Genomic DNA, 21592 nt, shown 5'->3' with positions numbered 1-21592 from the left:
GTACTAAAGTTATGATGTGTAACATACTGTTTTAAAACAGCAAATTGATAAGAAATATTAGGCCACTTTTTTATTTAGTTGCTTGTTAAAAATTCAGGGTTAACGCACAAGAACTATCCCCATACACTATCTTTTCTCTACTCTTCCATCCCCATGCCGTGCAAATCTGCCATCACTTGGTTCATTGACAGGGTCCATCCGGCCCCACGGCCAGCCTCCAAATTGTGTTCTGCGATAGTCATTAAAGGCTTGAATGATTTCCTGTTCTGAATTCATCACGAACGGGCCATGCTGCACGACTGGTTCGCCAATCGGTTCACCTTCAAGGATAAGAATATATGCCTCTGTTTCGCCATTGGTAATTTCGATTTCCTGATCCCCTGAAAGTTTAGCACAGTGGTATGCTTGGACAGGTGTCCCCTCCAGATGGATTTCTTCTCCTTCGTAAAAATAAATGTTTCGATTCAATGTATTGGATACCGCTGGAAGTGTAAACACCGCTCCTGGATCCATCCGAATAAGGTAGATTCCGACATGATGATTAGGGTCTTTTGCCCAAGAAGCTGCCGCCGTGTCTAAGCTAGTTTTCCCCTGAAGTTTTCCAGCAATGAGCCGGACAGTCGTTTTCTTCCCGTTGGCATCTGCCTTTTCTAAAACAGGAATATCCTCTGCCCATAGCATTTTGTAATCTGGCTCGGCTGTTTTGTCCTTGGCGGCTAGATTCAGCCAGATTTGAAATAGCTCCAGCGGGTTGCCTTTATCCTTATGGACAAGCGGAAACATTTCAGTATGCAGGCAGCCTTTACCGGTTGTTAGCCACTGCACATCTCCATTTCCATAGCGCCCTTTTGCCCCAGTCGAATCAAAATGGTCGACCAAACCTTCCAGAACAATTGTCACCGTTTCAAATCCCTTGTGCGGATGCGCCGGAAAACCCGGTACCGTTGTGCCATGATACATCCGAAAACCATCTTTAATAGTAAAATCCTGACCAAGATTTCTGCCAGCCAATGATGTGCTAGGCCCCTGTTCATCATTTCCCGGTGGATATGCATCCTTATGATGCACAGTCATCAAAAAAGGATCCTCCGTCGCCCACGGAAAGCCCAACTTCTGTATATTAAGGATTTTCTTATTTGACATCTTAGTAACCCTCCTAAATTTTCAAAAAATGTTCTTATTTATCTAAAAACTAAGTAATCCGGATCACACCTTCTTATACTTCCCAAAAGTACAATCGAATTGATTTTAACAAAAACAAAGGAGATGATGCATCTTTGCGGATTTTGAAGCACGGGTTGAGGCGTGGGGACGGTTCTCTTGCATCAATTTTGAATGAAGCAAAGAACCGTCCCCACGCATCAATTTTAGGAGGTTAGTTTATTGTTGAAAATTTTTGTTTTTCTTTTAATTGCTGTTACTTTGATTCTGTTGAGTATTTTTGTGGATGGGCTGATCGAGTTGAATAAGCAGGAGCAGAAGGACAGGAAGCTTATCATCAGAGATGGTTTGGAGGGTTATTTGGACCAAACGTTTGGATTTGGGAGATTTATAATCTTTAAAACATTGCTTGATAGCGAAGGAAGTATCAGGTACCTGGTGTATTTGCCGAAGTACGAGTGGTTCAAAGCGCCTACCTATCATTGGTATGAAGTTTATGAAGCCCATAATGGCTACCGTCATATCGCATATGAAAGATAATTTTGCAATAAACACCCCAAGTTTAAAAAATTCACTTGAGGTGTTTTTTTCTGTCACTGTTATCTTTTATTTCAGGCCCAAGCTAAACTCAATTTACATTTTGGTCATTTCCCCCATGACCCAATTTGTCCGCGCACCAGACTCTCCAGTGCTCGGGCACTTGCTGCCATCTCCTGTCAATTCTCCCACTATCGTTTCCACAAGAGGCTGATGAACATGCTGCAGTGGTTCAAAACTCCATTGCTCCGTACCTTCAGCAGTTGTCAACACAATAGGTTCTGTCCCAAAAGTAGAAAAGGTAATTTTCCCTTTACTGCCGATGATTTCGTTAACATCTACATTTTCAAAAGCAGAAAAACACCAGGTCCCTGTGCCATGTACTCCGGATTCGAACAAATATGTACCTGTCACAATATCTTCCGCTGGGTAATATCCAGCCTGGTTGGAATGTAACCCGATAACGTCCGTTATCGGCCCCAGCAGAAAATCGAGCAAATCAAGGGTATGGCTGGCAAGATCGTAATACAGCCCGCCGCCGGATATTTCCGGCTGCACCCGCCATGGCAGGTTTTCCGGATGCAATACATCATCAGATGCTTTTTGATATTGCGTTGTTGAAACAAAACGGATATCCCCAATCGCGTTTTTTTCCAATAACTCTTTTATTTTTAAAAATCGGGGCTGCGCTCTGCGGTAGTAGGCAGCAAATAATGGAACGCCGGCGTCCTTACAGGCAGCAATCATTTCCTCACACTCAGCAAAATTCAGCGCCATTGGCTTTTCAACATAGACAGGTTTTCCTGCCTTTGCAGCTTTAATAGTATATTCTTTGTGCGAACCTGGCGGTGTTGCGATGTAGACAACATCAACATCCGGGTCGTTGATTAGTGCGTCGGCATCATCATACCAACTCGGAACATGGTGCCGCTTTGCATAGTCTTTCGCGAGTTCACTGGTTCTCCTCATTACGGCAGCCAGTTCTGAATTTTTTACTTTTTGGAATGCTGGTCCGCTCTTTACCTCAGTCACATCACCACATCCAATAATTCCCCAACGGACTTTTTTGAATTTCATTGAGCTAGGTCTCCTTCTTTTTCTGTAAATATGATGTTTCAAGTATAATATAAAAATTTATCCAATGAATGAAAATCAAATCACTTCCAATTAACTAGGAAATATAAAAATTCCTTTACACACCATGAATATTCCTTTAAACTTCCAAAAGCTAATAATAAAGTTTATAAGGCCATGTCTTATATTGAAAAGGGCATGACCAAAAATTCAACAGACCCTGTAGACATAACTTTGGCTTAGCCTAAGCGCAGTCATCGTATCATCTCTGCCCCTGACAGCGGAGAAGAACGGCCAGCAAGCAATTGATGATTTAAACGTCAAATCTTACCTTATCTTTGGTAGGTTTGCGGAATCCTGGTAACATTGGATATATTGATTTGAGAGGACTTAACTTTTAATAAATAAACAGTGGCAGTTCTTTTGCATCACTAAATAACGCATAAGAACCGCCGCGATGATTCAAGCTATCTGCTTCTTCCCTATCAAGTATCTCCCCAAAACTACTGAAAATACTATAATGGCAATTGCAACTGTCACACCAACAAAAGGAGCTAGAACAGGATTACCGAAGATGTTCACAGAGATAAAATTCATGTACATATCTTCCACTTTCATGATGTTGGTCAAGGTGAATGTTAGGGCTTTGTTTAACCAGATTGATTCAATATCCATGATACTTTGGGCGAGAATCGGAATCCCAAACAGAACTCCAGACATGAAAAACGAGATCATTGTTGATCTAGACATCGTCGAAACCACCACAATCACTCCGGCAAACGCTAGTGCCGCCAGCCAATGAATGCTGACTTGCATCAAATGATATTCCATAAACGTCAGGTTATAGGGGGATGCAAAGTATTTATATGAATATTGAATCGGCATGTCCCAGCCCTCTGTCCCATAAACCGCCGTTCGCATCGTCAGGTTAAATGCCTCCCACACGAAAACTACTACTGTTGTAAAAATGAATGCCGCCATCATCTTTGCTCTCATCGTTTTTGACCTGCCGTTTTTGGCGCTGAGAATATAGTTTTCGACTCCTGAAGAATGTTCATTTGAATAGATCCCTGATAAACCAATTAACAGAAATACACCTGTTAAAATCAACCCAAAAACATTCACGAAGTCTACAGCTTCTCTCGGAGCACCATAATAAGAAATTTTGTCCAAGCTGATCTTGTTGAACATATTTTTCTGAAGTTCAAGCTTGTTAGCCAAGGCGGTATCTCCATTATTTTCAGCCTTCTTAATCTCTTGATCCAGCTCCCGCTCCCTTTCCTTTATCGAATTCTTGATAGTTTGGCTAAGCGCAATATTTTCCGTCAGCGCCGATTCTGCTGATTTGGATGCGTTTGGAGCAGGTTCATTTGCAAGATACTCCGTTAATTCCTGGTTTAATTTTTCCGCCTTCTCAATCTTCTCAGCCGTAATCGGCCCCTGCCATTGCCGATAAACATCCTTCGTAATGTCAATATTTACTCCATTTACACCAATCATGGCAAACCAGCCAAACAGAACAATCCCAATTATATAAAGGCTCTTTTGCTTAAAAACCTTTACCAGTTCCCATTTTACCAAGTTCATCATGCCCCTGCCCCCTCGTCAAAATAATAGAGATACAAATCTTCGAGATTGACAGGGACATTGATGGCGCTCGTTGACGGTTTTAGCTCAGAGATAATCCGCAATTCAATTCCCTCTGATTTTCTGGCAATATTGCCTACTTTGAACGATTCCTGAAAAGATGGGATTTCCGATTCACTGGCGTCGACACTCCAAACGATTTTTTGCATCCGGCCAAGCAGGTTTTGAGGTGTGTCCTTTTCCACTAATCGGCCATCCTTCATAATCAAAATTTCCTTGGCAATGTATTCAATATCAGACACAATATGCGTCGACAACAGCACGATCCGGTCACTAGCTATTTTCGCAAGCAAATTGCGGAAACGGATTCTCTCTTTTGGATCCAGCCCGGCCGTTGGTTCATCGACAATTAATATTTTGGGATCATTCAAAAGCGCTTGGGCAATGCCGACACGCTGCTTCATCCCGCCGGATAATTTCCCCATCTTTACTTTTCTTTTATCGGTCAGATTAACGGTTTCCAGCAAATCGTCTATCTTTTGTTTGGCTTCCCCTTTATCGATGCCTTTCAAACTGGCAATATAATAAAGAAATTTTTCAACGGAGAAATTCTTGTAATAGCCGATATGCTGTGGAAGATAGCCGAGCAGCTCCCGATAACGGTCGCCCATCTTCAAAATATCCTCGCCATTCAGTGTAATTAACCCCGATGTCGGCCTTGAGACGCCTGCCAGCATCCTCATCAATGTTGTTTTTCCAGAGCCATTCGCCCCGAGAAATCCGTACACGCCATTTGTCAGTTCAGCGCTCACACCATCCACTGCCCGTTTATCCCCAAAAATTTTTGATATATTATCCATTCTGAGTTCCATAATGTTCTCCCATCCTTTTTACTTTAACGATTGAGATAACCCACACGACAATCCCAACGAATAGGGAGCCGCTTATCACAGGGATGTTTATTTTTAAGAGAAACTCCCTTAGCACTTCCACTTGGATCAGTCCATAACAAACAGCAAACCAGGTGGCAAGTGTCACGCTGCTTGCAACAGTCCCCTTTGTATACATGGCAAAAATGAAAGCAAGACCAGTGACCAATAGATAAGGAATCGTCCATATGGCGAGAAGCTTAGTGAAAATAATGTCTGGATTCACACCAATGGTGATGAGCGATATTACCAAATTGATAACAAGGTTAAACGCACCTGTAACCAGCAGCCGGGTAATGAAGATTTGCCCGGCATTGTATTTCAATGTCAGTTCAAGTTCGGTTAGCCCTTCATCTTTGCTTTTTAAAATTTCAATCATACCGACAAGAAATGGCAGCGGGGCCAGCACGAAGGCTGTCAGATATGGGTCGGTCTGCCGTTGAATGAGGCTGAATAGGCCAAGCAGCAGAAACATCCCGTTGAACCCCCAAAACAGCAAGCCAAAGTTCAACACTTCCCTCGTACAATTTCTGAGCAATGATTTTGCCCTTTTTTGAAAAATTGCTGCACTGCTTTCAATCGGCTGCACATTTGACATGATGTATTCGACGGAAACCTCAATCTCCTCCTCATGCGGGAAATCTACTTTATAGGAAGCGAGATAGTCTTTGATTTCATCATCCATTTCGATGTTGTTCATCCTTATCCCCCCGTTTTATATATTTTTCCAGTTTCGTAAGACCCTGCTTAAGTCTAGACTTGACGGTTGGAACGCTGGCATTTGTTACCGCAGCAATCTCCGAAATTTTCAAATCATTATAGTATTTAAGCAAGATTACCTCCCGTTGGTAATCGGGGAGCCCATCGAGTGCTTCCTTTATTTCTTTTCGCTTTTCATTTTTTTCGAAAATCGAGGAAACACTTTTTCCAGTCCTTGTATCTTGTTCATACAGTTCATATGTATGCTGGCTCTCTTTATGGGCCCTGCTTCGCAAATAGTCCTTGGCGTGATTACTGGCGATGGACAACATCCAGCTTTTAAATTCGGAGGATGGCTGATATTTGGAAATATTGTTTAACAGTTTAATAAAGGTTTCCTGTGTCAAATCCTTCGCCAGTTCCTTATCTCCAACCATTCGGTATAGAAAGCTGTAGACTAGCTTATAATGGCGCCGCACCAGTATTTCCTGGCTCGGCCTGCTGCCTTTTTTCACCTCGGCAATCAATTCTAAATCCGTCATTTTCACACCTCCAATAAGTTAACGAAAAAGAGTTGCAAAAAGATTTAACTTTTAAAAAATTTTTTCAATTCTTTAAATACCATTAATTGGGTATTGATCAAAATTAGGACTACAAACCTTTGAAGAATAAATAAAATGCTCAGAGCATAAAAATCTCTGAGCAATTTTTCATTATCTATTGATTAAGTTTGCCGGAGTGTCGCCTTTTAGACCGGCAACGAGGTTAGTTGCCGCTGTCATCGCCATTTGAAAGCGGGTTTCGTATGTGGCGGAGCCGATATGCGGCAGAGTCACTACGTTCTTCATCAGAAGCAGCGGATTGTCCATGTTGATTGGTTCCTGAACAAATACATCCAAGCCGGCGCCGGCAATTTCACCAGTTTGAAGGGCCTGAATCAATGCTTCTTCGTCAACGGTTTTCCCTCTTGACGCATTGATAAAAACCGCCGATTCTTTCATGAGCTCGAACTCTCTTTTTCCGATTAACTTTTCGGTTTCCGGGGTTAGCGGCGTCAGGAGACAGACAAAATCGGATTTCTTCAACAGTTCTTCCATTGAACAATAGGCGGCGCCATACTTTTCTTCTGCGGCCATGTTTCTTGACCGGTTGTGGTATAGAATTTCCATATCGAAACCACAGTGCGCCCTTTTGGCCACGGTAGTCCCGACTCCACCCATGCCAATGATTCCTAATACCTTATGATGGACATCTACCCCATACCACTGTTCTTTCAGTTCGGCATTCCACTGCCCGGTTCTCACCCATTGGTCCAATTCCGGAATCCTCCTGGCCGAAGACAAAATTAATCCCATAATCGTATCAGCTACCGTATCATTCAATACATCTGGGGTATTCGTTGCCATGACTCCACGGGCTGTCAATGATACTATATCCAGATTATCGTACCCTACTGAGATATTGCTTACAATTTTTAACTGGGGAGCCTTGTCCAATAAATCGGCGTCCACTTTCAACCTGGAACCCAATATCCCATCTGCATTTTTTAATTCCTGAATAAATGCAGGATATGTATTTGAATCTAATTCCTCAAAATAAATGACCTCACATGTTTGCTGTACAAATTCCAAAACATTAGGATCTACTTTTTTATAAACTATCACTTTTGGTTTCATCTTTTCCCCTCCAATTTACATTATATAACATAGGGATGGCTCTTTTTCCTCACAATATCTTATATTGGTTAACAGGCCGGCCAATTCCGCCATATTCGATGACGATTTCCACTTTTCCGATGTGTTCGAGATATTCTAGGTACCTTCTCACAGTGACACGGGCGAGGCCTATGCCTTCTGCTACAGCTTCAGCCGAGATGGCCTGGTCCTGCCCTTTTAGATATTCGATAACCTTTTCGAGTGTCAACATATTCAGTCCTTTTGGCAATTCGCCTTTATCATGCCTGCCTCGTTGAAATAACAAATTATCCAATTCCTGCTGGGAAATCGCATCTTTTTTCAAAAGGCTGCTATGATAATCCCGATAATTCATTAAAGCCTGCTGGATCCGCTCAAATTTAAAGGGCTTCATGATATAATCGACGGCCCCATGCTGCAGTACATCACGGATCGTTTCAATATCACTTGCAGCTGTTACAGCAATTACATCCGTTCCCAGTTCCTCCGACCGAATTTGTTTGATTGTCGTAACTCCATCTTGGTTAGGCATATAAATATCAATAAAAACGAGGTCCGGCTTTTCTTTTTTGATAAGCTCAATCCCCTCTTTTCCATTTGAAGCAACACCAATGACCTTATACCCTTCTACCCTCTCCACAAACTGTCTGTTTATTTCTTGAACCATCGGATCATCCTCTATTAACAAAACACGAATTAGCCCTTCAGCCATTTAACAATCCCCCCTGTTAAATCGTTACAATAAAGGTCGTCCCTTTTCCAAGGTCAGATTCTACCTGAATCGTTCCGCCCGCCCTATCAACGATTTCTTTTATCAAATAAAGTCCAATTCCATGATCCAAGCTGTCCTTGGTTGAAAAGCCCTTAGTAAAAATATGCGGGAGAACGTTTTCAGGAATGCCGATCCCGTTGTCTTCAACCAGAATCGATAAAATCTCCTCATCATGTTCGATGCTAACATAAATATTTTTCTCATTTATATCCTTGTTCCTAAAGGAATCAAACGCATTTTCAATTAGGTTTCCGATAATAATCACAAAATCATGTTCATCCAGCGGTTCTGGGAACGAATGCAGGCGGCTGTTGCGGTCAATATGTAAATGAATACCCAATTCCTTGGCTCGGCTGACCTTACTGATCAACAGTCCTGAAAGACTTTCACTCTTAATATTCTTCGATAAAAATTGAGTCAGTTCCTCATGTTCTTCAGCTGTTTGAAATACATATTCTAGCGCTTTTTTCGGGTTCCCAAGCTGCAGCAGTCCAGCAATGGTATGGAGCTTGTTCATATGTTCGTGATTTTGCACCCTTAAAGCACTGACAAAAGCTTTAAAGCCGGTTAACTCTTCAGCAAGTTTTTTCACTTCGGTGCGATCTTGGAATATGGCAATTGCTCCAATGATTTCATTATTTACTTTAATCGGAATGCGATTACTGTGTATATTTAAATTTCGAACCGTCAGCTCTTTGTTATAAATTGGTTTCTTGAGCTCGAGAATTTCTGGCAATCTTGTGTCCGGTACTACCTCGGCAATTGACCTGCCAATCACTTCCCCCGAAATCCCCATCATCGTTTTTGCCTTATCATTAAAAATCGTAATCTTTTCATCCTTGTCAATTGCGATAATCCCTTCATGCATGGCATTAAAGGTTTCCGTCCGCTCCTGCACTAATTGAGCAATCTCATGCGGTTCCAAATTAAACATTTGCCTTTTCATTTTAGTAGCAAACAGCCATGCTCCCCAGCCCCCAAACAATAACGAAATGAAGCCGGCAAATAGAATTTCCATCCGCAAGTCCCAAATCATTTCAAAAAAAGTAGGAAGTTTATAACCTGCCAGGACGACTCCGACTTGCTGATGCTCCTCATTCATAATTGGCACAAAGGCTCGAATCATGGTACCTACTTCTCCTTTGGCTTTCGTTGTGTAGGTAAGTTCTGCAAATGCCGGCGCCTCATCGCTGCCATTCGACATTCTTCCTATCAAGCTTGGAAGGGGGTGGGATAGACGGATATGGTTCATATCCATCACAACTATATAGTCCGCGTGATGGATGATTCGCAGTGTTTCCACTCGTTTGCGAATTTTTACCCTGTCTTCCATACTTCCCGTAATATTGGACTTGATTCCTACATCCTCTGCGATGGTTTGGGCAGAAAGAAGGGCCCTTTTTTGTAATTCAGCCTCTTCGGTATTGATAAAATTACTAATTACGATTATTCCTGCAAGTAACAGCGAAAATAAAACAATAAAAAATATCAACGCAGTAATCTTGGTCTGAATAGAGAAACGATTCATAGAAGAATTCCTTTCAGATGAAATCTACTAAAATAATTTTAACATGATAAAATAAGTATGGAAAACAAGGGGGGAATTTCAGTTGAAGTATTTAATTGCATCAAGCGTGCTTGTCATCACTTTAATAATAGGTTTCTTCTTCTTGCCCTCCAGTTTATTAAGCGAGAATGAAATCCCCTATGATGATGAACAGGACGGATTATCCAAACAAATCGTCATCCGTTTCAGCCACGTTGTTGCTGAAAATACTCCGAAGGGGCTGGCGGCACAAAGGTTCGCCAGACTGGTGGAGGAAAAAACGAATGGCTTGGTCAAAGTAGAAGTGTACCCAAATGGCAGCCTCTATACCGATGAAAATGAACTTGACGCCCTGATCGATAACGATGTCCAAATGATTGCCCCCTCCGTATCCAAACTGACAAACCTAGCACCGGAATGGGGACTATTTGACTTGCCGTTTCTGTTCCGGAATGATCATGATATTGAAGATGCACTTTCAAGTGAACTTGGGCATAAACTTTTATCATTAAATGAGAATAAAGGAATCAAAGGACTTGCCTTATGGAGCAATGGTTTTAAGCAAATGTCGAGCAATCTCACCCCCCTTTTGACCCCTGAAGATTTTAATGGTCAAAGGTTTCGAATTATGCCGAGCCCTATTATAGCGGAACAATTCAGATTGTTAGGGGCCAAACCTGTAGAGGTTCCTTTTAATCAATTATATACTTCCCTTCAGGCAGAGCAATTTGACGGTCAGGAAAATACGATTTCAAACATTTACTCAAGACGCATATACGGTATGCAAAAGTATATGACGGTTAGCAATCATGGTTTTTTGGGATATGCTGTTTTAATGAATAAAGAGTTTTGGGACAAGTTGCCTCAGGGTGTACAACAGGACCTTAACGCGGCAATGGATGAGACCACCTCATGGATGATTTCCGAATCACAACGGGTAAATGTGGAGCAGCTTAATCTAATAGCGAGGGAATCCTCCATCCAAATTTATCGCTTAACGGAGCAGGAAAAATTAGAGTGGTATAAAGCATTAAGACCTGTTTATCAGAAGTTTCTACAAACCACAGAAGATAAGGAAATGAAAGAATTTGTAAAGCGAAGGATGGACCAACTGGAGACACACTGAGATGTCCCCTATGAAGAAATCTAATCTGGACCTTTAAAGCCTTGATTATTCAAGGCTTTTTTTGTTGATGTTTTCAGGACATTGGAATGTCGAACATGCAGTACAGTACTAGCATATGTTACTACAAAGGCTCAACATTAATTGTTCGATCCACCCATAATGTAATGAAAGGATGGTGAAATCATGGAATGGTTTGGGGATAATTATGCTAAGTTCGATTTTGAAATGTTTTCATTTACCCATTTTACAGTCATGGCAGCCTTCCTGATTATCACAGCAGGAATTTACTATATGAGAGATCAGTTTAAGGACGATAAATGGAAGCGAGCAGAAATCGGTTTGGCCATCTTTTTAATCATTTTAGAATTGACTAATCAATTTTGGATGTATGTAAACGGGAACTGGAGGGCAAGCCATTCGCTGCCACTAGAACTATGCAATATCAGTTTGCTATTAACCATTATTTTCTTATTTACCCGAAAAAAATTCCTTTATGAAATTTTATTATTTACTGGCCTGCTAGGCGCCACGCAAGCTATATTTACCCCTTCCTTAAACTACGACTTCCCACATTTCCGCTTTTTTCATTTCTTTCTCACCCATATGATTATTGTTTGGGTACCGCTTTATTTCACATGGGTAAAGGGGTACAGGCCAACGTTTTGGTCATGTGTAAAGCTTGTTGTATTCATAAATGTTTTGGCACCGATTGTTTTTCTAATCAATCAACTTGTGGACGGTAATTATATGTACTTAAGCCACAAACCCAAAAATACAAGTATATTAGACTACTTAGGCCCCTATCCTTACTATATTCTCTCAATGGAAGTACTGACAATTGTACTTACCTTAATTGTTTGGTTTGTTTTTAGAGAAAAAAAGGGTAAGGTTAATCAGCTAGATAAAAGTTCAAATTAGGGATTGCCTAGGCAGTCCCTTTTCTTATTTATACATCGAACCTGCATAAGAGCTTTTTTAAGACCAAAAAGACCAAAAAGACCATTATCACCTAAAATATTAAATTTTAAAATTATCTATTAATATGAAATCAAGGAGAAATGAAAACGTTATCAAACGAAGGGGGTAAAAGGAATGAAAATTAATTTTCGCAATTTAACGGTTCAAGTTATTATCGGTATTATTCTAGGTATTGCTGTCGGATTTCTGTTTCCAGAGTTTGGGGCAAAGCTAAAGGTTCTAGCTGATATCTTTATTAAACTAATAAAAATGGTCATCGCTCCAATCATCTTCTTTACCATCGTCATCGGTATTGGAAATATGGGAGATTTAAAGAAGGTTGGCCGTATTGGCGGTAAGGCATTGCTTTATTTTGAAATTGTCACTACCTTCGCACTAGCCATTGGTATTCTAGTAGTTTCTATTATTAAGCCGGGACATGGATTTAATACGAAAGCCGCTGAAGGTGCGGACGTTTCACAGTACACAAAAGCTGCTGCCGAAACAAGCCACGGCGTGATGGACTTTATCCTAGGAATCGTTCCTGATAATGCGCTTGCCGCACTTTCTGGTGAAACACTGCTGCCGGTTCTATTCTTTGCCGTGTTATTCGGAATTGCCGCTGCTTCTTTGGGGGAAAAAGCAGCACCAGTTATTTCATTCCTTGAAAAAGTTTCTGAGATTTTCTTCGCGATTGTTAACATGGTCATGAAGGTATCACCAATTGCAGCATTCGGAGCCATGGCTTTTACCATCGGTAACTTCGGTATTGGTTCTCTTATCTCATTAGGTAAATTAATGGGCTCTGTCTATATTACGATGTTCCTGTTTATCGTGTTCGTTCTTGGCGCTATTGCTAAATTCTATAACTTCAATATCTTTAGCTTCTTAAAATATATTAAAGAAGAAATCCTACTAGTTTTAGGAACATCATCTTCAGAATCTGCTCTTCCAAAGTTGATGGAGAGACTAGAAAAGTACGGTTGTTCAAAATCAGTAGTCGGCCTTGTTGTACCGACAGGTTATTCTTTTAATCTTGATGGAACCTCCATCTACCTATCCATGGCAGCAGTCTTCATTGCCCAAGCCTATGGAGTAGAATTAACCATTTGGCAGCTAGTAACCCTGATTGGCGTATTAATGCTTACTTCTAAAGGGGCTGCCGGTGTTACTGGTTCAGGATTTATCACTTTAGCGGCAACTTTAGCAGCGTTCCCAATGATTCCGGTGGAAGGTATGGCACTTATTCTTGGCGTAGACCGCTTCATGTCAGAAGCACGTGCGATTACAAACATAATCGGCAACGGCGTCGCTACAGTCGTTATTTCAAAAACGGAAAAAGAATTTAACCCTAATGGTGCAACCCAAACAAAATCACAAAAAACTTCGATCGCTTCTTAATTTGAAAGTAAAAAATTAGGACTGGCTCCTGGAGCCGGTCCTTTTTTGATTATTCTCCTTTTTTCTTCGGTACTAATTTCACCACTTTATACCCAGGCTTTAATTTAACCCTTCTTGTTTCCTTATCTGTTATAAGTTGATAAATCGTATATTTACGCGGCTGATGTTCAACCAGATCAATCTTTTGGATTTGTTCGTTTTTATAATATTTACGTATTTTCTTTTCCTGCTTCTCTTGTTTTTCTCCATAAAACACATCATATAAAAAAATGAATACATACACGAAAATGGCGCCGACTACTAGCGTATAAAGAAGTGAAGACAAAATTGACACAATGTGACATCCTTTCATAATTAGCGGAAATAAATATATTTTATCGTTTCTTTCGGCCGCTTTCCATTTTTTCTACAATTGTTCTTAGCTTGTTCATTTTTTATTCATATTCATTCTGTAACATAGTTTTTATAAATGAAAGTTTATACATTCTTATCAGCAAAAAATTTAGGAGTGAAATAATTGAAAAAATGGATTCTTTCAGGATTTATGGTTGGGGCTTTGGCTTTGGCAGGCTGCAGCAGCAGCGCGATCATGAAATCCGATGCAGGAAATATCTCTCAGGATGAATTATATCAAGCGATGAAAGACAAATACGGAACACAAACCCTTCAGCAGCTTGCAGTGGAAAAAGTGCTTGAAAAAAACTATTCCGTTTCTAAGTCTGAAGTGGACGCCCAAGTTAATAAAACAAAGGAGCAGATTGGTGATTCATTTCTCTCCACTCTTCAGCAATATGGCTTTAAAGACGAGGACGACTACCGAAGCACTGTAAAACTAAATCTGCTGGAGCAGAAGGCAGTGTTTAAAACCATTAAGGTAACGGATAAAGAACTGAAGCAAGCCTACGATGATTACACACCGGAAATTCGTGCCCGTCATATTTTAGTGAGCGACGAAGCAAAAGCGAATGAAATTGCAGCGAAACTCAAGTCTGGCGCCAAGTTTGAAGATTTAGCGAAGGAATCAGAGGATACCGCTACTGCCTCCAAAGACGGAGACCTTGGCTGGTTTGGCACCGGCGTCATGGACCCAGATTTTGAAAAAGCAGCCTATGCTTTAGAAAAAAATCAAATCAGCGACCCAGTCAAAACCTCCTACGGATACCATATCATCCAGGTAACTGATAAAAAGGAGAAAAAATCATTCGAGGACATGAAAAAAACACTTACCGAACAGGTAAAGCAATCGAAAGTCACAGAGGACCAGATTGTTAAAGTGTTAAAAGACGAGTTCAAAAAGGCTGATGTCAGCATATCAGATAAAGATTTAAAAGCAGCTGCCGAATTTTCTGCTACAGCTGTCCAATAAACAAAAAACCTAAAAAAGCCGAGAAAATGCTCTCGGCTTTTGGGATGAGGTTTGAGTTAATAACTTTTTATAACTGAGGGGCCCACAAATGGTTCCCTTATTTTTTTTAGACAATATATTCTATTTAATATCTAATAAAAAACGTGCATATGCCATGGGTCTTGTATAAGTTAATCTCCATTCATCAACCAAATTTGTCCCCAGGAATATATATCGATGGGGTCTAAAATTACATTCTATAAAAAAGGGATAACCTTCCTTTGTAATACCTATGTCTAGTCCTATATCAGCCAAGTGAGGCAAATTACCAGTCAGACATTCAGCCACTTTCAGCGCAAGCGCTGATATAGCTTGTTGGACCTCTGTTCTTTTACCATGATCTACAATATCATCTAAAGTGTATGATGTTCCCCCTTGACCTACATTTGTTAAGAAGCCATGTTTTGGAGCAACCCTTACCAACATTCCTGTTATATTCCAATCACCAATTTCATCCCGCTGCACATGTACCCTTATATCAAAAGGATTCCCCTCATGTGTATCTAAAGGAATCCGTTTTTGTACAAGGTACGCCCTACTGTGGATAGATTGTAATAAGAAATCGGGCAGTTCATGCTCAAAATCTATTTTTTGGGTTCCATTCGCAGAATTATAGATTAAACTCCATTGATTATTGGTTACCTTCTGCAGCTTCATAATTCCCCGTCCCAAATAATCATTGCTCGGTTTTATGATTAGTTCATCATACTTATTCATCATGTTATGAATAGAATCATTTGTTGCTAATAGTGTTTCCGGTAAATGTGGGACAAGATCTGGGTTATTTACTAAAATAGTATGAATAAAATATTTCCTGTCACGAATATAAGAATTGAATATTTGCCTTCCTTCTGATGTCAAAGCTTTAATTTTACGGCGCACTTTCAAACTGGAAGTCATTGTACGATTACAAATGACCTTCGGTGTTTCTACGATACGAAGTTGATATCCTGACTCAGTTTTCACATACGCCTTTATCATGGTCTGTCCTGGCAGGATATCTTCCCAGCGAAAATAACATATATTTATGCCATAAAAATTTGCTCCATCTTCATACAGTTCAAGGTTTTCTTCTTTATGAATTCCGAAAATCGGAAACCTTTTGTAAAGTCTTGAAGGAAGGCAGATACCTACATATTCTATATCCAATATTCTTCTGCTCCTTTCCGTAAAACAAGTTAATGATGGCTACTTAATCAATTGTGATATTCTGTTTTGTTCATCCAATATCGCTACCTTTGGTTGGTGGGAAGCAAGGTTTTCCTCGGCAACCATCACATATGACATGATAATCACAATATCATCCTTTTCCACAAGACGTGCCGCTGCCCCATTTAAGCATATTTCTCCTTCTTTTTCCCCAGCCAGCACATATGTTTCGAACCTAGCTCCGTTATTTATATTAACCACTTGTACCTTCTCATTCGGCAGAATATCTACTTGTTGTAAAAGCCCTTTATAGATTGTGATACTCCCGACATAATTAAGATTTGCATCTGTTACCCTTGCTCGGTGAAGTTTAGCATTCAACATAGTACGCATTATGCTTTATTCCTTTTTAGAAAATTGTGCTCTTCTATTAACTTATTAAGTTATCCAGGATTATGAGATGGACAAACTACTATTTTCTAAAAAAAGGGTGAAAATGGGTTGTTATCTGAGCCATAAACTTGTTTTCGGCATAACTTGTACTACAGATCGATTTAAGGGGTGAAATAGGTGTCTAAAGACTATATAGGTTTTATAATTCCAATAGGTTTATATAAAAAAATTTTAAAATCAAATAATCCAGGAATTAAAAAAAGGCTGGAGCTTTTCGAAGAGGCTGGTGAAAGAAACAATCTTATACCTTGTTATTTTCGTATTACACATATAGTGAAGGGGCAAAACGAAATTCGGGCTCTAGTAAAAATAGATGGAAAATATCAAGAGGAAAAAGTCCCCATGCCAAAGGTAATCTACAATCAAATGTGGGCCACCCTTCCCCGCCTTCGCGTTATAAAATCATTAACCGCGAACGGAATATATGTTTTTAATGAAAATAATTACTTACAGAAACATAGGTTTCATCAATTGCTAGAAAACCACAGTGAGCTCAAATCCCATCTTCCCCATACGGAGATTATGACGAGTGGAAATCTGCTAAACATGATGCAACAATATAACAAATTAATAATTAAACCTGACAATGGTCTTGTTGGCAAAGGAATACTTAAACTTGAAAAAGTAGATGACAATAATTGGTGCCTGTCCTATCAGGATTGGGAAGGAACCAAGAGGGTGTGGAAACAAATATGGTTTGAGGATCAGCTCCCACCATTCTTGTTGCAACTGATGAATAAAAATCTGTACCTGGTTCAAGAGATTATTCCTTTGGCCACTTTTCAAGGGTCACCCTTTGACCTCCGAGTAGCTACCCAACGGAACCATTCAGGCAACTGGGAAGTTACAGCCATTATAGGAAAAGTTGCTTTAAGAGGGAACTTTTTAACGAATATCGGACAAGGCGGTACAGCCTATAGTTTAGAAACACTTCTTCAAGAATACCCCCATCTATCGCATGAAAGAATAGCTGAACAAATATCCTCACTAGTTGTCAAAATTGCTGAGTTTTTTAGCGATCATATTCCGCATCATACCGCTGATCTCGGTTTTGACATTGGTCTTACTGCTGATGGCTTTCCTTATTTTATCGAGTGTAATTTTCTATCTGCCTATAAAACGCTAACAATGAGGGATGGAGAACTTATTAATAACGATTGGAAATCGGTCTTTACAACCCCTATAGATTATGCACGTTATTTAATCGATAAAGATGCCCGTAATATCTAATATAAAACAAAAAAGAAGCTGTACTACGCTTGGGTGTCATCCATAGATTCGTAACCATGCGTAGTCAAGCATTTCAAGAATCTCCTTATTCCTTGTCTTTCTACTTGGCTCTCCCATTACAATAGCAAGTACCCGATTATTGTCTCTAATAGCAGTTACTGAAATGCAGGCTTTTGCAAAACGAGTATACCCTGTTTTTAAACCGTCTATTTCCGGATGATTCCTTAGCAGTTTGTTTGTATTAACTATCTGTAATGGATGCATGCTGTCTTTTTTTATTATCTCTTTATATTTGCACGAATAATTTAGAATTTCTCCACTTTTTAGAAGCTCTTCTGATAAAATAGCCATATCAAAAGCAGAAGAATAATGTCCTGCTTCATTCAGTCCATGCGGATTTAAAAATTGAGAGTTTTTAAGATTCATTTCATCAGCCTTTTTCCCCATCATGGCAACAAATTCCTCACACGATCCCGCGATGTATTCGGCCATTCCAATTGCAGCATTATTTGCTGAGGCAATCACAATACATTTGATCAAATCTTCAACACTCACTTCATCTTCGGGGGCAATGCTAACCTTTGATCCCCTCACCGATCTTGCAGATGGACTTAGACTAACGTTATCTGTAAGACGAATAACCCCCTTTCGCAGTTGCTCAAATATGAGAAGAAGGGTCATGATTTTGGTTAGGCTCGCAGGGGGGAGCCTCTCATTCATGTTTTTCTCAAATAAAATTTCACCCGAATTTACATTCATTAATATAGCGGACCTAGCATTTTCGGCTAGCGAATGCTTCATCCAATCATCAGCACCTTTCTTCAGCCAATAAGAATACCGGCCAACCAAAGCCCCTTTTGCTTTAAAATCACTTTCAAAACTAAGGCACAGGTTACCCGGTTTTTTTATTGTCCGCAGGACTGTATATTACATAACACTATTGTTCACGGGGACGTTTTTTTTCGGGGACAGGCGGCAATTCATTTACAGAGACAACTCGATCTGTCTTTTTGCTTGGTTTTTTCCAGTATTGTTCGTTACTTGGCAGGTCATCAAACCATGATGCATCTGGCGGACACTCTAAAACCATCAGCTTCCCATATTCTCCATCACGCGATTGGTGATATTTCAAGAATGCCATTCCATTCTCAATGGCAAGAATTTCAATCTTCCCAGAAGTATGACTCATGACCAATTTGACACGTTTGCCAAGGCCAGAGGTCTTCGCTTTCGCTTCCTCCACGATTTTGTATGCCTCTTCCAAAGGAAGAACAAACGAAGAATTTCCGGCTACCGGCCGATTAATGAAAAAGTAATAAGGCGTGACTCCTGCCCAAGATAGTTTATCCAGCAATTCGCCGAGAACAGTCGGATCGTCGTTAATACCCCTTAGGACCGGTGTTTGATTGACAACCACCACCCCAGCTTCATGGAGGGTATCAATGGCTTTAAGGGCCTGTGGTGTTAGTTCGCGTGGATGATTAATGTGAGCCATTACATATATTCTTTTGTTAACGGAAGAATGTTCTTTAAGTAACGCCAACAACTCTTTGTCCTCGGAAATCCGCATTGGATTAAAAACAGGAATTTTGGAGCCAATCCTGATGATTTTCACATGATCAATTTCACGCAGACTTTCAAGAAGCCAGCGTAACTTTGGTGTACCCAGCATCAGGGGGTCCCCCCCTGTTAACAAGACGTTATTAATTTCCGGTGTATTTCTAATGTATTCTAGACCTGGAGTCACATCAGTCATCGCTTCTTTCACATCAGAACGAAACAAGCGCTTGCGAAAACAATATCTGCAATAAGCACCACAGACTTCAGACACTAAAAGCAGCGCTGTGGTGGAATATTTATGCTGGCACCCTTCGACTACATAGTTTGTATCCTCATCAGATGCGTCCCATCTGCCGTACTCGTTTAATTCCTCAGCGGCGGGAATGACTAGTTTGCGAAGCGGGTCATTTGGATCAGACCAGTCAATAAGATTTAGATAGTAGTCATTTACCCGGAAAACAAATTTTTCAGTAACCGCCTTAAGTGTGCTTTTTTCCTCTTCACTTAGGTTTGGTATTTTATTAATGTTTGTTATATATTTCGGTTGTTTATCCATCCTAAATCCCCCATTTTGGTACTGATAAGCTATGAATCTAAAGTTTTGCGATTTTTCTTATCGAATAAATATTTCGAGAATAATACCGGATTTAGAAAAGCATGATAAAATGTCTTATCATCATAGGCTTTCATAAGTGAAACCTTTGCCGATTTAGAATTTGGTTCGATAAACCAAATCTCTTCATCCTGATCAATTCCAAAGTCAATGCCAATTTCCCCAAATACTCCATATACTTTTTCTAAAGCAATATAAATTTCAGTTAGAAATTTGTGGATTTTTCCCGTTAATTTATTTATCTTTTCATCCGGATATTGTAAGAATTCCTTAAAGAAAAACTCGATTGGATACGCTGAGGAATGAATAGTGATAGGAGATTGACTTATTCCAATTCTTGAACAAACACCAAGAATATTAAGCTTTCCTTCCCCATCTCTTTGTAATTCGGCACGAAAATCAACTTTACTGTCCTCTACTTTCAATAGATTGATGGCCTTTTGGATGATAAATTTCCTTCCACCGTAAAACTTTTGAATCTCTTCAATTAATTGAGCCCATTCTACTTGACCAATTGACAACACGTCATTCACATAGTAACTATATTCAAATTTCTCTTCTGGCAATTTCCGAACCCGAAAAATCCACTTCCCACGTCCGCCGCGCGCGCCTTTTAAATAGGCTTCATCATTCTTCTCCAAAAACTTTTTCAAATGTCTTTCTTTCTCATACACAATAGAATAAGGAAGGTATTTCCTTAACTCGGAGTTTTGACTTAAATCTTCATAAACCTCCCATTTGTCAAAGTACGATTTAGAATTAATCTTAACCACTTGATGCTCTTCAAATATTTGTTCAATGTGCTCGAAAATAAACCTGCTTGGTCCTCCCCCTGCCCGGCGATTATAGAGAACATCTGGCAAAGGAAAATACCGCTGTTCCCATTTGTTCAATTCGAAATTAAATCTAGTTCCGAAGATGAGATTCTGCCTAAAATCAAAGTTGTTTGTGGAAAAGTAATAGAGGGTTGCATTTGATTCAAAGCCTGCTTTTGCAAGCGCTTCAAGCCTTGGGTAGCTTTTAAAGCCGCTTTTTTGTTTATTTAATCTCCCGATGACAGCATGGTCAACAAAAACACCAATGACCGGCAGATTGGAAGTATTGAATTCTGACATATCCACTGTAGCTAAAGTGTTCTCCTCTTGCTGCATTACCAAAGATTCGTCCATAACGATTTGACTTAAACTTACCCGAGCCTCCTGATTATTGAAGAGCAGATCAGAATTAACTTTTACCGCACCATGTTTTATTAAGATATCCTCTATATATGCTTCAATAAATTTACTTGGGCCTCCCTTTTTCAGACAATTACAAAAAATGTTAGGAAAAGGAAATTTTTCTTGCTTCCATTTATTTAAATCCACATCAAAATAAGTACCGCAAATAAGATTATTCTTAAAGTCAAAGTTTTTTATAGAAAAGTAAAAAAGGATCACATCTGCATCCTTGCTCGCTTCGGCTAGTTCTGCATATCTTTTATGACCTTTAAAGAGTTCTTTTTGTTTTTTTAAATGGCTCACTACCGAGTGGTTAACTAAGACACCAATACTGGGCCGTACCAAAATACTCAACTGCTTTGCCTCCCTCTTTGTGTGCACTATCTTTTGCATAGTATGAAATCTTGGCACGAAAAGGAACGAAGTTAACATTACATAGTTAAAATGTGCATTCGTTTATATGAAATAAAAAATGGGTGAAA

21 protein-coding genes are annotated in these 21592 nt (G+C 39.9%); 6 read left to right on the top strand and 15 right to left on the bottom strand.

Translation table 11 applies throughout. The features are described 5' to 3' along the window. Positions 1-126: 126 nt before the first annotated feature. On the bottom strand, positions 127-1143 hold the full coding sequence (locus tag ACZ5AE_RS05925) for a pirin family protein (RefSeq protein ID WP_464570375.1): 1017 nt from the start codon (positions 1141-1143) through the stop codon (positions 127-129). Positions 1144-1383: 240 nt separating this feature from the next. Between ACZ5AE_RS05925 and ACZ5AE_RS05920 the strand changes: the two genes are divergently transcribed. Further along, positions 1384-1701 carry a hypothetical protein gene (locus ACZ5AE_RS05920; protein ID WP_464570373.1) on the top strand — a complete coding sequence of 106 codons (318 nt, stop codon included), beginning with the start codon at positions 1384-1386 and terminating at the stop codon, positions 1699-1701. A gap of 93 nt (positions 1702-1794) precedes the next feature. Here the strand turns inward: ACZ5AE_RS05920 and ACZ5AE_RS05915 are convergent, their stop codons facing one another. From ACZ5AE_RS05915 to ACZ5AE_RS05880, 8 genes are all read right to left on the bottom strand, one after another. After that, positions 1795-2775 (bottom strand): Gfo/Idh/MocA family protein, encoded by a 981-nt coding sequence (locus ACZ5AE_RS05915; RefSeq protein WP_464570371.1) that lies wholly within the window; start codon positions 2773-2775, stop codon positions 1795-1797. Between the two features lie 459 nt (positions 2776-3234). Beyond that, positions 3235-4362, bottom strand: coding sequence for a hypothetical protein (locus tag ACZ5AE_RS05910; RefSeq protein WP_464570369.1), 1128 nt, complete (start codon positions 4360-4362; stop codon positions 3235-3237). Beyond that, positions 4359-5231 (bottom strand): ABC transporter ATP-binding protein, encoded by an 873-nt coding sequence (locus tag ACZ5AE_RS05905; protein ID WP_464570367.1) that lies wholly within the window; start codon positions 5229-5231, stop codon positions 4359-4361. The genes ACZ5AE_RS05910 and ACZ5AE_RS05905 overlap by 4 nt, the downstream gene beginning before the upstream one ends. Beyond that, positions 5212-5988: a hypothetical protein gene (locus ACZ5AE_RS05900; protein ID WP_464570365.1), complete on the bottom strand. Its 777-nt coding sequence runs from the start codon at positions 5986-5988 to the stop codon at positions 5212-5214. Before ACZ5AE_RS05900 ends, ACZ5AE_RS05905 begins: the two co-directional genes overlap by 20 nt. Next, on the bottom strand, positions 5966-6529 hold the full coding sequence (locus ACZ5AE_RS05895; RefSeq protein WP_464570363.1) for an RNA polymerase sigma factor: 564 nt from the start codon (positions 6527-6529) through the stop codon (positions 5966-5968). Before ACZ5AE_RS05895 ends, ACZ5AE_RS05900 begins: the two co-directional genes overlap by 23 nt. 171 nt (positions 6530-6700) lie before the next feature. Then, entirely contained in the window at positions 6701-7663 is a 963-nt protein-coding gene (locus ACZ5AE_RS05890) for a 2-hydroxyacid dehydrogenase (protein ID WP_464570361.1), read from the bottom strand. A 49-nt stretch (positions 7664-7712) separates the two neighbouring features. Next, positions 7713-8393 carry a response regulator gene (locus tag ACZ5AE_RS05885; protein ID WP_464570359.1) on the bottom strand — a complete coding sequence of 227 codons (681 nt, stop codon included), beginning with the start codon at positions 8391-8393 and terminating at the stop codon, positions 7713-7715. Between the two features lie 16 nt (positions 8394-8409). Further along, the gene (locus ACZ5AE_RS05880; protein WP_464570357.1) at positions 8410-9981 is read right to left on the bottom strand and encodes an ATP-binding protein; all 1572 of its coding nucleotides are present in this window, start codon (positions 9979-9981) and stop codon (positions 8410-8412) included. 82 nt (positions 9982-10063) lie between these two features. On the opposite strand from ACZ5AE_RS05880, the gene ACZ5AE_RS05875 reads away from it, so the two are divergent. The 3 genes from ACZ5AE_RS05875 to ACZ5AE_RS05865 all read left to right on the top strand — a co-directional run bounded on the left by ACZ5AE_RS05875 (position 10064) and on the right by ACZ5AE_RS05865 (position 13483). Then, complete coding sequence (locus ACZ5AE_RS05875; protein WP_464570355.1) at positions 10064-11125, top strand: DctP family TRAP transporter solute-binding subunit; 1062 nt, start codon at positions 10064-10066, stop codon at positions 11123-11125. A 183-nt stretch (positions 11126-11308) separates the two neighbouring features. Next, positions 11309-12043 (top strand): YwaF family protein, encoded by a 735-nt coding sequence (locus tag ACZ5AE_RS05870; RefSeq protein WP_464570353.1) that lies wholly within the window; start codon positions 11309-11311, stop codon positions 12041-12043. 174 nt (positions 12044-12217) lie between these two features. After that, positions 12218-13483: a dicarboxylate/amino acid:cation symporter gene (locus ACZ5AE_RS05865; RefSeq protein ID WP_464570351.1), complete on the top strand. Its 1266-nt coding sequence runs from the start codon at positions 12218-12220 to the stop codon at positions 13481-13483. 49 nt (positions 13484-13532) lie between these two features. Here ACZ5AE_RS05865 and ACZ5AE_RS05860 read toward each other — a convergent pair whose 3' ends face one another. Then, the gene (locus tag ACZ5AE_RS05860; RefSeq protein ID WP_464570349.1) at positions 13533-13817 is read right to left on the bottom strand and encodes a hypothetical protein; all 285 of its coding nucleotides are present in this window, start codon (positions 13815-13817) and stop codon (positions 13533-13535) included. A 183-nt stretch (positions 13818-14000) separates the two neighbouring features. Between ACZ5AE_RS05860 and ACZ5AE_RS05855 the strand changes: the two genes are divergently transcribed. Next, on the top strand, positions 14001-14849 hold the full coding sequence (locus ACZ5AE_RS05855; RefSeq protein WP_464570347.1) for a peptidylprolyl isomerase: 849 nt from the start codon (positions 14001-14003) through the stop codon (positions 14847-14849). Between the two features lie 120 nt (positions 14850-14969). On the opposite strand, the gene ACZ5AE_RS05850 is transcribed toward ACZ5AE_RS05855, so the two are convergent. After that, positions 14970-16037: a YheC/YheD family endospore coat-associated protein gene (locus tag ACZ5AE_RS05850; protein ID WP_464570345.1), complete on the bottom strand. Its 1068-nt coding sequence runs from the start codon at positions 16035-16037 to the stop codon at positions 14970-14972. A 39-nt stretch (positions 16038-16076) separates the two neighbouring features. Then, the gene (gene panD, locus ACZ5AE_RS05845) at positions 16077-16433 is read right to left on the bottom strand and encodes an aspartate 1-decarboxylase (protein WP_464573558.1); all 357 of its coding nucleotides are present in this window, start codon (positions 16431-16433) and stop codon (positions 16077-16079) included. A gap of 174 nt (positions 16434-16607) precedes the next feature. On the opposite strand from panD, the gene ACZ5AE_RS05840 reads away from it, so the two are divergent. Further along, entirely contained in the window at positions 16608-17720 is a 1113-nt protein-coding gene (locus ACZ5AE_RS05840) for a YheC/YheD family protein (RefSeq protein WP_464570343.1), read from the top strand. 36 nt (positions 17721-17756) lie between these two features. On the opposite strand, the gene ACZ5AE_RS05835 is transcribed toward ACZ5AE_RS05840, so the two are convergent. The 3 genes from ACZ5AE_RS05835 to ACZ5AE_RS05825 form a co-directional block, all read right to left on the bottom strand. After that, positions 17757-18521: a D-alanyl-D-alanine carboxypeptidase family protein gene (locus ACZ5AE_RS05835; RefSeq protein ID WP_464573557.1), complete on the bottom strand. Its 765-nt coding sequence runs from the start codon at positions 18519-18521 to the stop codon at positions 17757-17759. A gap of 136 nt (positions 18522-18657) precedes the next feature. Next, entirely contained in the window at positions 18658-19836 is a 1179-nt protein-coding gene (locus tag ACZ5AE_RS05830) for a KamA family radical SAM protein (RefSeq protein ID WP_464570341.1), read from the bottom strand. A gap of 29 nt (positions 19837-19865) precedes the next feature. Continuing rightward, positions 19866-21464: a YheC/YheD family endospore coat-associated protein gene (locus ACZ5AE_RS05825; protein ID WP_464570339.1), complete on the bottom strand. Its 1599-nt coding sequence runs from the start codon at positions 21462-21464 to the stop codon at positions 19866-19868. Positions 21465-21592: the final 128 nt, after the last annotated feature.

The sequence above is a fragment of the Neobacillus sp. S1227 genome, assembly GCF_055385255.1.
Note: the sequence above shows the minus strand (reverse complement) of the source record. Positions and strands in the feature narration are given on the sequence as shown.

Excerpts from the sequence above, each read along its gene's own strand:
- ACZ5AE_RS05925 (WP_464570375.1), bottom strand. The coding sequence starts at position 1,143 with ATGTCAAATAAGAAAATCCTTAATATACAGAAGTTGGGCTTTCCGTGG.
- ACZ5AE_RS05915 (WP_464570371.1), bottom strand. The coding sequence starts at position 2,775 with ATGAAATTCAAAAAAGTCCGTTGGGGAATTATTGGATGTGGTGATGTG.
- ACZ5AE_RS05910 (WP_464570369.1), bottom strand. The coding sequence starts at position 4,362 with ATGATGAACTTGGTAAAATGGGAACTGGTAAAGGTTTTTAAGCAAAAG.
- ACZ5AE_RS05905 (WP_464570367.1), bottom strand. The coding sequence starts at position 5,231 with ATGGAACTCAGAATGGATAATATATCAAAAATTTTTGGGGATAAACGG.
- ACZ5AE_RS05900 (WP_464570365.1), bottom strand. The coding sequence starts at position 5,988 with ATGAACAACATCGAAATGGATGATGAAATCAAAGACTATCTCGCTTCC.
- ACZ5AE_RS05895 (WP_464570363.1), bottom strand. The coding sequence starts at position 6,529 with ATGACGGATTTAGAATTGATTGCCGAGGTGAAAAAAGGCAGCAGGCCG.
- ACZ5AE_RS05890 (WP_464570361.1), bottom strand. The coding sequence starts at position 7,663 with ATGAAACCAAAAGTGATAGTTTATAAAAAAGTAGATCCTAATGTTTTG.
- ACZ5AE_RS05885 (WP_464570359.1), bottom strand. The coding sequence starts at position 8,393 with ATGGCTGAAGGGCTAATTCGTGTTTTGTTAATAGAGGATGATCCGATG.
- ACZ5AE_RS05880 (WP_464570357.1), bottom strand. The coding sequence starts at position 9,981 with ATGAATCGTTTCTCTATTCAGACCAAGATTACTGCGTTGATATTTTTT.
- ACZ5AE_RS05870 (WP_464570353.1), top strand. The coding sequence starts at position 11,309 with ATGGAATGGTTTGGGGATAATTATGCTAAGTTCGATTTTGAAATGTTT.
- ACZ5AE_RS05865 (WP_464570351.1), top strand. The coding sequence starts at position 12,218 with ATGAAAATTAATTTTCGCAATTTAACGGTTCAAGTTATTATCGGTATT.
- ACZ5AE_RS05835 (WP_464573557.1), bottom strand. The coding sequence starts at position 18,521 with ATGAAGCATTCGCTAGCCGAAAATGCTAGGTCCGCTATATTAATGAAT.
- ACZ5AE_RS05830 (WP_464570341.1), bottom strand. The coding sequence starts at position 19,836 with ATGGATAAACAACCGAAATATATAACAAACATTAATAAAATACCAAAC.